The organism is Pseudoselenomonas ruminantium (genome assembly GCF_900104055.1).
In the GTDB taxonomy this organism is placed as follows: domain Bacteria; phylum Bacillota; class Negativicutes; order Selenomonadales; family Selenomonadaceae; genus Selenomonas_A; species Selenomonas_A ruminantium_C.
Map to the genome: position 1 here is coordinate 1 of NZ_FNJQ01000059.1, position 10,444 is coordinate 10,444.

Below are 10,444 nucleotides of genomic sequence, written 5' to 3' on the forward strand. Positions count from 1 at the left end.
CGTGCTTTCTAGTTACTACCTGCGTCGGGCCGGTCTTCGCTTACGCTCAGACTGTCGCTCCCACAGCAAAAGCACTCCCCCGTGAACCCAAGAAACGGTATTGACAATCAGCACGAACCGTTGCTCCCGTAACAAGAACATCGATGTAATTGCGGCTTCCAGCCAGAACATATCTGCAGACACAAACGAAGCTTTGGGTGGAGGCGGGGATGCTTATTCGCCGACGGAACGACTGCCTGAACGAAGTGAAGGCTGGCCCGCAAACAGGCGTTACTGGAAACTGAGCTGAACATACGCGCCGCCGGCCTGCCCGGCGCAGTTTGCTAAAAAAATCCGTATTTATGCTGGCGGGTCATTTAGTGGAGCGGCGAAGAAGTATCCCCGCCTCCGCCCCACAAATCTGTAACCAATTGCGTTCAATCTCGCACCCACAAACTGCAATTTGTCTATTTTGCCTATGGCAAAATTTGCCCAACTGCGTTATAATGGAAAAGTAGTTTTTTTAAGCTAATTTGTGTTGACACATTGTTCTATGTTTACACAATGGGCGAGTGAGTTTATATGATTAAGGAGAAATGTGTAAATGAAACTTGTAGTAACAGTCGTAGGCAAAGACCGCGTGGGTATTATCGCTATGGTCAGCCAGATCTTAGCCGAGAACAATGTCAACATCCTGTCTATCAATCAGAATATCCTCGATGGCTATTTCAACATGATCCTGATTGCTGAAATCAGCAGCAGCAAGATCAAGCTGGTGGATCTGCAGAAGAAACTCAAGGAAAGCGGTCAGGAAATCAACGTGGATATCAAGGCCCAGCATGCCGATATCTTCAACGTGATGCACAATATTTGATTGGACTGTTGACCGTTTGGCCGATTGCTTACCATTAGGAGGAAAGTTTTTTGTTTAGCATAGACGATATCATTGAAACAAATGAGATGATCACCGAGAACAAATTGGACGTGCGTACCATTACCATGGGCATTTCCTTGCGGGACTGCGCGCATCCCAATATTGACCAGTTCTGCCGCAATGTGTATGACAAGATCACCAAATCGGCGGAATTCCTCGTCAAGACCGGTGAGGATATTGAAGCCGAATACGGCATTCCCATCATCCACAAGCGCGTTTCGGTAACGCCGATTGCCATTGCCGCAGACTCCTGCAAGACGGATACCTATGTGCCGGTGGCAGAAGCAATGGACAAGGCAGCCAAGGAAATCGGTGTCAACTTTATCGGCGGTTTTTCCGCGCTCGTGGAAAAAGGCTTCACCAATGGTGATCGCATCCTGATCAATTCCATTCCGCAGGCGCTGGCTACGACTGATGTGGTTTGCTCCTCGGTAAACCTTGGTTCCACCAAGACCGGTATCAACATGGACTGCGTGCGGGAGATGGGTGAGGTCATCAAGCGCACTGCTGAACTCACGCGCGATAATGACGCTTTGGGCTGTGCCAAGCTCGTCGTATTCTGCAATGCGCCTGGTGACAATCCCTTCATGGCCGGTGCTTTCCATGGTGTCAGCGAAGCCGACAAGGTTGTAAGTGTCGGTGTCAGCGGCCCAGGCGTGGTCAAGCATGCGCTGGAAGCCAAGAAGGGCGCCGATTTTACCGAAGTGGCTGAGACCATCAAGAAGACGGCCTTCAAGATCACCCGCGTAGGCCAGCTGGTGGCCCGTGAAGCATCCAAGCGTCTCGGCGTGCCTTTCGGCATCATCGACCTGTCGCTGGCACCGACGCCGGCCGTAGGCGACAGCGTGGCCCGCATCATTGAAGAGATGGGCATTGAAAGCTGCGGTGCGCCGGGCACGACGGCAGCCCTGGCCCTCTTGAATGACGCCGTGAAAAAGGGCGGCCTGATGGCTTCTTCCCATGTCGGCGGCCTGTCCGGTGCTTTCATTCCCGTCAGCGAGGACGAAGGCATGATCAACGCCATCAAGGTGGGCAGCCTGTCGCTGGAAAAACTTGAAGCCATGACCTGTGTCTGCTCCGTAGGTCTCGATATGATTGCCATTGAAGGCGACACGAGCGCCGCTACGATTTCCGGCATCATCGCCGACGAAGCGGCTATCGGCATGATCAACAACAAGACCACGGCTGTGCGTGTGATTCCTGTACCGGGCAAGAAGGTCGGGGATATGGTAGAATTCGGCGGCCTTTTGGGTTACTGCCCGATTGTACCGGTGCGCAACCAGTACAGCTCCGCGGCCTTTATCGCCAGAGGCGGACGCATTCCAGCGCCAATCCGGAGTTTGACGAACTAAAGAAGTCAGGCCTTCCCCAGAGGGGAAGGCTTTATATGTAGGAGAGCATCATGCGCGTTACGAAGAAGATTAAGGAAGAGCAGATACGCATTTTAGGGGAAGTTTACAAAGATACCAAGCCAGCCCTGATTTTCCGCAATCCATTTGAACTCTTGATTGCGGTGATCCTGTCGGCGCAGTGTACCGATAAGCGTGTCAATGTCACCACGGCCAGGCTCTTTCAGAAAGCTGCCACGCCAGCGGCCATCTTGGAGATGGGGCTTGCGGCGCTCGAAGAAGAAATCCGGGATTGCGGCCTGTTCCGCAATAAGGCCAAGAATATCCTGGCAACCTGTCAGATGCTCTGTGAGCAATATGGCGGCGAGGTGCCGGCTGATTTTCAGAAGCTGCAGGAATTACCGGGCGTGGGCCGCAAGACAGCCAATGTGGTCATGAGCGTGGGCTTTGGGGCACCGGCCATCGCCGTGGATACCCATGTATTCCGTGTAGCCAACCGGCTGAAACTAGCCATAGGGGATACCCCCCTGGCCGTGGAGCAGGGCCTGATGAAGGCCATCCCCAAGGATAAATGGTCGGAGGCCCATCACTGGCTGATCTGGCACGGTCGCAATATCTGCAAGGCGCGCAAGCCCCTATGCGACCAGTGTCCATTATCTGCTGTTTGTCCTAGCAATGGATTTTAAGCCTTCCCCTTGAGGGGGCGACAAAGTCGCGGGAGTCCGGTGGACTCCCCGGGCAGTGGGCGCGAAGCGCTCGGATGAGGTGGAAACACCTAATATAGAGTAAGTGAGATGAGAGCATGATTTATCGGAAGGCAACATTTGCCGATGTAGAGGCAATATATGAACTGGTAGCTGATTACGCCGAGCAGGGCGTGATGCTGGCCCGTTCCCGCAATACTCTTTACGAAACCCTGCGGGATATGGTGGTGGCCATTGATGATGATGGTACGCTGGCCGGCGTGGGCGGCCTGCATGTGATTTGGGACAGGCTGGCAGAGGTGCGCACCATGGCGGTGTCGCCCGCCAAGCGCCGCCGGGGCATTGGCGCCGAGATAGTGCGCCGCCTGTTGGAAGATGGCGAGGCTTTAGGCATTGAAAAGTATTTCACCTTGACCTATCAGCCGGAATTCTTCAAATCGCTGGGGTTTGAGGTCATCAATAAGGAAGAACTGCCCCATAAGGTTTGGAAGGAATGCATTGATTGTCCCAAGTTCCCCAACTGTGATGAGATCGCTATGATAAAAGTTTGAAATAAAAGTTCACTCGTGATGGAGAAACTGTACAATTTAACGTTTGATGGTTGACAATATCGCAATAAACTGATATAGTATCAAGCAACAAGAGTAAATGCGAAGACGGAGAGAAGTAAGAGGCAGAAATCTTGCAGAGAGCGGCGGGCTGGTGAAACGCCGCAGATGGAACCTTTGAAATACACTCCTGAGCAGCCGGTTGAAAAATCGTTTGGATTTAGTAGGCCGCGCCGGAATGCCACCGTTATCACAGGCTAGGATATGCATGTATCCGAAAAGAGAGGCTTGCAACTGGCAAGCAGGGTGGTACCACGGGTATAACAGCTCGTCCCTGTGAGGGGCGGGCTTTTTCTGTTTGAACTTTTTCTTTATATTGTGTTATTATGGAGGAATGGACATGATTATCGTAATGAGCCCCAATGCAACAAAAGAAAATTTAGAGAAAGTCGTCAAGAAGGTGGAAGCCGCCGGCTTGAGGACACATATATCGGAAGGCGAGGAAGTAACTATCGTAGGCGTTATTGGCGATAAGAAGAAAATTGCGAATCTGGAAATGAACATGATGGACGGCGTGGAAAAAACCGTCCGCATCACGGAAAAATATAAATTGGTCAGCCGTAATTTTCACCCGGAAGATACCATCGTGGACGTGGACGGTGTGAAAGTCGGCGGCAAGCAGATCGTGGTCATGGCTGGCCCCTGTTCCGTGGAGAGCGTGGAACAGCTGCGGGAGGCGGCCAAAGCTGTCAAGGCTGGCGGTGCTCAGTTCCTGCGCGGCGGTGCATTCAAGCCCCGCACGAGCCCCTATGATTTCCAGGGGTTGGCTGAAGACGGCCTCAAGATGCTGCGTCAGGTAGCCGATGAAGAAGGCCTCAAAGTGGTCACGGAAATCGTGGATAAGGACGATATGGAGCTTGTGGGCAAATATGCCGATATCTATCAGGTGGGCGCCCGCAATATGCAGAATTTCCAGCTTTTGAAGGCTTTGGGCAAAGCCGATAAGCCGGTCATGCTCAAGCGCGGTCTGTCTGCTACCATCAGCGAATGGCTCAATGCGGCGGAATACATCATGGCAGGCGGCAATGAGCGGGTCATCCTCTGTGAGCGCGGCATCCGTACTTATGAGACCTTTACCCGCAACACCCTTGATCTCAGCGCCGTAGCTGCCGTCAAGGAGCTGTCCCATCTGCCCATCATCGTTGACCCGAGCCACGGCACGGGCCGTTGGCAGATGGTACAGCCTATGGCCCGTGCGGCTGTGGCTGCCGGTTGTGACGGCCTGATCATCGAGGTCCATCCGCATCCGGAAGTGGCCCTGTCCGATGGCGACCAGAGCCTGACGCCGAAGAACTTCAACCGTCTGATGGAAGATCTGGGCAAGATTGCTGCGGTTATGGAGCGTACGGTGTAATGACAGAGGAGAGACTAACGCTGGCCATCATCGGCGTGGGCTTGATTGGTGGTTCCTTGGGGCTTTGCCTCAAGGATAAGCTGGGCGATGATATCTATATCACGGGGCTCTGCCGTACGCAGGCCTCCATGGACAAGGCCATGGAACTCGGCGCAGTGGACTTTGCTTCCGCCGATATTGCAGCCGTGGTGGGCAATGCCGATATCGTGTTCCTGAGCCCGCCGGTACTGCAGATTGTGCCTATGGTGGAAAAGATCCTGCCGTACCTCAAGAAAGGCGCTATCCTGACCGATGCGGGCAGTACCAAGCAGTATATCTGGCAGCATCTGCAGAAGATTCTGCCGCCAGATATCTACTATATCGCCGGGCACCCCATGACAGGACGGGAAAAGAGCGGTGTGACGGCGGCGAAAAAAGACTTATTTGTCGGCAAGGCTTATGTGATTGTGGAAGATACAGGGGCGCCGCAGGAAGCTCATGATAAACTTATGAGCGTGCTGCAGCATACGGGAGCCAATTTTACTACATTGGATATTGCTAAGCACGACCGCTGTGCTTCTGTTATCAGCCATGTGCCCCATGTGGCGGCAGCGGCTTTGGTAACGCTCCTTAATCAGTCCGGCGGTGACATGGAGTCCTGCATCAAGCTCATTGGCGGCGGCTTTAAGGATACCACCCGCATTGCTTCTTCCAACGCGGATATGTGGGCGGATATCTGCATGACCAACGGCAAGGCCATTGCGGCTAATCTCAAAACCTTGCAGGAGATTATCGGCAAGGTGATTACCGCCTGTGAAAATCAGGACAGACAGGTTATCCACGATTACTTCATGGCCAGCAAGCAGCGCCGTGACGCCCTGCTCGAAGATGCTGCGCATAAATTTGACACGAACTAACGAAATAGAAGCAGATTGAAAGGCTGTGACGAATGCATTTTCGTCGCAGCTTTTATTTTGTGAATCCTGCTGGCTCGGGGGCAATATTTGATTTTTATTCAATAGAGAAAAATTTACTGTTGAAAGCAGGAGTTTTGCTTTTGAAGACGAAAGCCATGGTGTGGAAGAAAAACATAATTCTAGGTCAAAAAGAAATGGAGCTGATTGTGCATGAAAATGAATCTTCCCTATGATATGCAGCAGTTGGAAGTGGATATTCCCGATGAAAACTTCGTCTGCAGTCTGGTGCCAGAGGAAGGGGAGCAGGCTGCAAGGGAAAATCAGGCGACTATCGTGGAGGAGGCCCTGGCGCATCCCATTGGCAGTCCTTCGCTGGAAGAGCTGGTCAAGGGAAAGAAGCGCATGGTCATCATCACTAGTGATCATACAAGGCCTGTACCCAGTCATATCACCATGCCGATTCTTTTGCAGCACATTCGGGCGGCAAATCCGGCGGTGGATATTACGATACTCATTGCCACCGGCTTTCATCGTCCTACCACTCGGGAGGAGCTGGTAAAGAAGTTCGGTGAGCAGATTGTGGAGAAGGAGCATATTGTCATTCACCATGCCTTTGATGACGAAATGGCGGATTTAGGCACGCTGCCCTCCGGAGGAAAGCTACTGTTAAATCGTGTGGCCATTGACACGGATTTGCTGATTGCGGAAGGTTTTATTGAACCTCATTTCTTTGCGGGCTTTTCCGGCGGGCGCAAGGCGATTTTGCCAGGAATTGCTTCCGGCACTACCGTCATGGCCAATCATTGCAGTGAGTTCATCGCCAGTCCCAAGGCCCGCACGGGGATTTTGGCCAACAATCCCATTCACAAGGATATGCTCTATGCGGCTAAGCAGGCGAAGCTGGCCTTTATTCTCAATGTGGCCATTAACCCGGAAAAGGAAATCATCGCCGCCTTTGCGGGGGATTCGGAAAAAGCCCATGAGACGGGCTGCCGCTTCGTAGCTAAGCGGGCGGAGGTCAAAAAGCAGCCCACGGATATTGTAGTCACCACCAATGGCGGTTATCCATTGGATCAGAATATTTATCAGGCGGTCAAGGGTATGACGGCAGCGGAGGCAAACTGCAAGGAACAGGGGGTTATCATCATGGTAGCTGGCTGCCGGGATGGTCATGGGGGCGAAAGCCTTTACCGTCAGTTGAAGGAAGTGGCGACACCAGGGGAGCTGTTGGCGCGCTTTGCCAAGGTGCCTCGCAATGAGACGGCTCCCGACCAGTGGGAGGCCCAGATTCTGGCCAGAATTCTCGATAAGTTCACCGTGATTATGGTGACGGATAAATGTGATCCTCAGATGATTCTCAATATGCATATGGAGCAGGCGTCAACCTTTGCCGAGGCCATGCAGCGTGCCTTAGCAATCAAGGGGCCAAAGGCAACTGTCTCCGTGATTCCCGATGGAGTCTCAGTGATTGTGCGCTAGTCCCTAAGCGTAGGAAATCGACAGGAAAAAATTATATGGAAATTTGTGGCTTTTCTCTTGACGGTGACCAGGAAATGGCTGACGGTACGGCAGCTGTCCGCAAACGTGGCGTGAAGGACAGCGAGACCATGAGGGTTGACGACTTCATTAAATATGTTCAGGAAAAGATTGTCAGCAAGAGCGAAGAATTCTAATCCTGTAATTGCCTAGAAGCAACAGGCCTGACATGTCAGGCCTGTTTTTTCGTGCGTATCTATCATAGATTGGTTAACTTATTATAGAATACAGGTTGACAATAAGGGCGAAGAGGAGTATCGTGTTAACCGTGATGATTGGGAAAGGAGCTATGACGATGCAAAGATTTATGAAGTCAAAAGGGAGGTCCTGCCGATGATTTGGTACCCCTACGAACAGATGAAGACCATGAAAGCACCTTACGAAATTGTCGATGCAGAAGGGCCTTATCTTTACACAAAGGATGCGAAGCTGCTGGATTCGATTTCCTCCTGGTGGAGTGTAATCTATGGTTATCATCAGCCCAAGATTACGGAAGCCATCTGCCAGCAGGCCAATAGATTTTCCCATGTAATGCTGGGGGGGCTTACCCATAAGCCCGCCCAGGAATTGTCCGAAAAACTGGCCGCCTGGCTACCGGGGAATTTGGATTACTGCTTTTTCTCCGATTCGGGCAGTGTGGCGGTAGAAGTCGCGCTGAAAATGGCCCTGCAGTATTATGTGAATCGGGGAGAGACCAAACATAAGCGGGTATTGGCGCTGGAACATGCTCATCATGGAGATACCAGCGTAGATAATCAGGAGGTGCGGCGCACTAAGGTACTGGCCTTGGAGCATGCCTATCATGGAGACACTTTCAAAACTATGGCGGTGGGGGATGATGAGGACTATCATTTCGTCCTGCAGGTCTATGGCAAGAATCCCTATGTTATCCATATTCCCACCGAAATTGCTGCGCTGGAGGAAGCCTTTGCCCGTTATCAGGATGAGCTGAACTGCTTTATCGTAGAGCCTCTGCTGCAGGGAGCGGGCGGTATGCGGATGTACGATATAGCCTTCCTCAAGCGGGCGCGGGAGCTTTGCGATAAGTACGGCGTATTGTTGATTTTTGATGAGGTGGCAACAGGCTTTGGCCGGACAGGCCATCGCTTTGTGGCAGATGTGGTACTGCCGGATATTTTGGTATTGGGAAAGGGCCTTACCGGCGGTCATATCGGCCACGCGGTTACTGTGGCCAACAAGAAGGTATTTACGGCTTTCTATGACGATGCACCGGAAAAAGCCCTGATGCATGGTCCGACCTTTATGGGAAATGCCTTGGCTTGTGCCGCGGCCAAGGCCTCGATCGAACTGTTTGATGAGCTCGATGTCATGGCAAGGGTGGCGCATATCGAAGAGATTACACGCCGTGAGCTCATGGGATTTACCGACCCGCGTATCCGTGAAGTCCGCATTATGGGTGGCTGCGCCTGCATTGAGGTATATGATGTTCAGACTTTGGCAGGCTATCAGCAGTTTGCCTATGAGCGGGGCGTCTTTGCCCGGCCGTTCCTGAACTATCTTTATTCCATGGTGCCCTATATTCTTACGGATGATGAGCTTGTCCATATCTTGGCGGTCATGAAGGAATGGTTCCGGCGTGGGTAAGCGGTGGTCCTTAGGAGGAAAATGTCAATGAAACATCTTACGGTTCGTGAAATTGTGCTATGTGGTTTGTTTATTGCTCTGATTACCACGGGAACCTTTATCCGCATTCCGGTGGGAACGGATGTCTATACGCTGCAATTCCTGTTCACATTACTGGCAGGATTGGTGCTCGGTGCCCGCTTGGGAGCGGTGGCGGTAACGGCTTATGTGCTGCTGGGGCTTTTGGGCGTGCCGGTCTTTGCTTCCGGCGGTGGCCCGGCCTATGTGCTGCAGCCGACCTTTGGCTATCTGCTCTCTTTTATTCTGCAGGCCTGGTTTGGTGGCTACTATGCCCGCCGTGGGACGACAGTATCCTATGGGCGGTTAGTGTTAGCTAACGTAGGCGGCATGGTTATCGTCTACATGATTGGCATAGCCTGGTTTTATCTGGTTTCTAATTATGTGATTGTTGCGCCGATTCCTCTTTGGACGGCTATATTCTACTGCGGCATTCTGCAGGCGCCGCCAGATTTCCTGCTATGCCTGGTGGCAGCGGGTGTCGGCCTGCGCTGCTATCGGAGCGGCGTCTGGATAGTTGAGGAAAAGCACACTGCCTTGCATAAGGAGGTGTGCGCATGAGCCGGAATCTTTTTGTCACGGGTACGGGAACCGAGATAGGCAAGACCTATGTGGCAGGGCTTATCGTAAAGACCTTGCATGATGCCGGTATGGATGTGGCTTATTATAAGGCCGCCATGAGCGGCAATGAACGCCGGCCGGATGGCACGCTGATTCCCGGGGATGCCTTGTTTGTCAAGGAATTTGCCGGGATTTCCCAGAGTCTTGAGAGTATGTGCCCTTATGTTTATGAACATGCGGTATCTCCGCACCTGGCGTCACGCATCGAAGGCAATCCGGTGCGCATGGCTGTGGTGAAAGAAAAATTCCAAGCGCTCAGCCAGGAGCATGATTATGTAGTGGTGGAGGGGAGCGGCGGCATTACCTGCCCCATTGGCTATGATGAAGAGCGCATCCAGCTGGAAGATATCGTTCGCAGTTTGCAGCTGCCCAGCATCATGGTGGCAGACGCCGGGCTCGGAACCATCAACGGCGTGGTACTTACCCATGCTTATATGGAGCAAAAGGGACTGCCTCTGAAGGGCATTCTCTTCAATAATTTTCATCAGGGGGATGTGATGGAAGAGGACAACCGGCGCATGTGTGAGGAAATGACCGGGCTGCCGGTTCTGGGGTGCATTGCCAAGGGGGATAAGGTTATCACCGGGCTTACGGCGGAAGAAATGGCTGCATTGTTCGATTGAATTGGGAAATCCGCACATATAAATTGCAGTTTGTGGGTGCGTGCTTGAACACTGTTTGTTACAAAGTAGTGGGGCGGAGGCGGGGATACTTCTTCGCCACTTCACTAAATGACCCGCCAGCAGTAGTGCGTACTATTTTAGTTACCTGCGCCGGGCAGGCCGGCGGCGCGTATGTTCA

The 10,444-nt window shown here is 52.4% G+C and carries 14 protein-coding genes and 1 other annotated feature; all 14 genes read left to right on the forward strand.

Going from position 1 to position 10,444, the window contains the following annotated elements:
* Nucleotides 1-100 precede the first annotated feature (100 nt).
* The gene (locus tag BLQ59_RS16110) at nucleotides 101-289 is read left to right on the forward strand and encodes a hypothetical protein (RefSeq protein ID WP_176756833.1); all 189 of its coding nucleotides are present in this window, start codon (nucleotides 101-103) and stop codon (nucleotides 287-289) included.
* A gap of 294 nt (nucleotides 290-583) precedes the next feature.
* A complete protein-coding gene (locus BLQ59_RS15110; RefSeq protein WP_014424149.1) occupies nucleotides 584-853 on the forward strand; it encodes an ACT domain-containing protein in 270 nt (89 codons plus the stop codon).
* 50 nt (nucleotides 854-903) lie between these two features.
* Nucleotides 904-2,265, forward strand: a complete 1,362-nt coding sequence (locus BLQ59_RS15115) for a PFL family protein (protein ID WP_074573647.1) — start codon at nucleotides 904-906, stop codon at nucleotides 2,263-2,265.
* 50 nt (nucleotides 2,266-2,315) lie between these two features.
* The gene (gene nth / locus BLQ59_RS15120; protein ID WP_074573648.1) at nucleotides 2,316-2,948 is read left to right on the forward strand and encodes an endonuclease III; all 633 of its coding nucleotides are present in this window, start codon (nucleotides 2,316-2,318) and stop codon (nucleotides 2,946-2,948) included.
* A gap of 116 nt (nucleotides 2,949-3,064) precedes the next feature.
* Nucleotides 3,065-3,517: an N-acetyltransferase gene (locus BLQ59_RS15125; RefSeq protein ID WP_074573649.1), complete on the forward strand. Its 453-nt coding sequence runs from the start codon at nucleotides 3,065-3,067 to the stop codon at nucleotides 3,515-3,517.
* A gap of 93 nt (nucleotides 3,518-3,610) precedes the next feature.
* Nucleotides 3,611-3,853, forward strand: a binding site (T-box leader).
* A gap of 61 nt (nucleotides 3,854-3,914) precedes the next feature.
* Nucleotides 3,915-4,928 carry a 3-deoxy-7-phosphoheptulonate synthase gene (gene aroF, locus BLQ59_RS15130; RefSeq protein ID WP_074573650.1) on the forward strand — a complete coding sequence of 338 codons (1,014 nt, stop codon included), beginning with the start codon at nucleotides 3,915-3,917 and terminating at the stop codon, nucleotides 4,926-4,928.
* Nucleotides 4,928-5,824, forward strand: a complete 897-nt coding sequence (locus BLQ59_RS15135) for a prephenate dehydrogenase (protein WP_074573651.1) — start codon at nucleotides 4,928-4,930, stop codon at nucleotides 5,822-5,824. The genes aroF and BLQ59_RS15135 overlap by 1 nt, the downstream gene beginning before the upstream one ends.
* 32 nt (nucleotides 5,825-5,856) lie before the next feature.
* Nucleotides 5,857-6,057 carry a hypothetical protein gene (locus tag BLQ59_RS15140; RefSeq protein WP_074573652.1) on the forward strand — a complete coding sequence of 67 codons (201 nt, stop codon included), beginning with the start codon at nucleotides 5,857-5,859 and terminating at the stop codon, nucleotides 6,055-6,057.
* Nucleotides 6,035-7,303 (forward strand): nickel-dependent lactate racemase, encoded by a 1,269-nt coding sequence (gene larA / locus BLQ59_RS15145; protein WP_074573653.1) that lies wholly within the window; start codon nucleotides 6,035-6,037, stop codon nucleotides 7,301-7,303. The genes BLQ59_RS15140 and larA overlap by 23 nt, the downstream gene beginning before the upstream one ends.
* A gap of 35 nt (nucleotides 7,304-7,338) precedes the next feature.
* Complete coding sequence (locus BLQ59_RS16115) at nucleotides 7,339-7,497, forward strand: His/Gly/Thr/Pro-type tRNA ligase C-terminal domain-containing protein (protein WP_176756834.1); 159 nt, start codon at nucleotides 7,339-7,341, stop codon at nucleotides 7,495-7,497.
* A gap of 196 nt (nucleotides 7,498-7,693) precedes the next feature.
* A complete protein-coding gene (locus BLQ59_RS15150) occupies nucleotides 7,694-8,965 on the forward strand; it encodes an aminotransferase class III-fold pyridoxal phosphate-dependent enzyme (RefSeq protein ID WP_074573654.1) in 1,272 nt (423 codons plus the stop codon).
* 27 nt (nucleotides 8,966-8,992) lie between these two features.
* On the forward strand, nucleotides 8,993-9,583 hold the full coding sequence (locus BLQ59_RS15155) for a biotin transporter BioY (RefSeq protein ID WP_074573655.1): 591 nt from the start codon (nucleotides 8,993-8,995) through the stop codon (nucleotides 9,581-9,583).
* Nucleotides 9,580-10,266: a dethiobiotin synthase gene (gene bioD / locus BLQ59_RS15160; protein ID WP_074573656.1), complete on the forward strand. Its 687-nt coding sequence runs from the start codon at nucleotides 9,580-9,582 to the stop codon at nucleotides 10,264-10,266. Before BLQ59_RS15155 ends, bioD begins: the two co-directional genes overlap by 4 nt.
* On the forward strand, nucleotides 10,263-10,444 hold a 182-nt coding region (locus tag BLQ59_RS16245; RefSeq protein ID WP_218122922.1), incomplete at its 3' end, for a hypothetical protein. The genes bioD and BLQ59_RS16245, both read left to right, overlap by 4 nt.

Coding starts and splice junctions, on each gene's coding strand:
- BLQ59_RS15125 (WP_074573649.1), top strand. CDS start 3,065: ATGATTTATCGGAAGGCAACATTTGCCGATGTAGAGGCAATATATGAA.
- nth (WP_074573648.1), top strand. CDS start 2,316: ATGCGCGTTACGAAGAAGATTAAGGAAGAGCAGATACGCATTTTAGGG.
- BLQ59_RS16115 (WP_176756834.1), top strand. CDS start 7,339: ATGGAAATTTGTGGCTTTTCTCTTGACGGTGACCAGGAAATGGCTGAC.
- BLQ59_RS15110 (WP_014424149.1), top strand. CDS start 584: ATGAAACTTGTAGTAACAGTCGTAGGCAAAGACCGCGTGGGTATTATC.
- BLQ59_RS15135 (WP_074573651.1), top strand. CDS start 4,928: ATGACAGAGGAGAGACTAACGCTGGCCATCATCGGCGTGGGCTTGATT.
- BLQ59_RS15140 (WP_074573652.1), top strand. CDS start 5,857: ATGCATTTTCGTCGCAGCTTTTATTTTGTGAATCCTGCTGGCTCGGGG.
- BLQ59_RS15150 (WP_074573654.1), top strand. CDS start 7,694: ATGATTTGGTACCCCTACGAACAGATGAAGACCATGAAAGCACCTTAC.
- BLQ59_RS15155 (WP_074573655.1), top strand. CDS start 8,993: ATGAAACATCTTACGGTTCGTGAAATTGTGCTATGTGGTTTGTTTATT.
- larA (WP_074573653.1), top strand. CDS start 6,035: ATGAAAATGAATCTTCCCTATGATATGCAGCAGTTGGAAGTGGATATT.
- aroF (WP_074573650.1), top strand. CDS start 3,915: ATGATTATCGTAATGAGCCCCAATGCAACAAAAGAAAATTTAGAGAAA.
- bioD (WP_074573656.1), top strand. CDS start 9,580: ATGAGCCGGAATCTTTTTGTCACGGGTACGGGAACCGAGATAGGCAAG.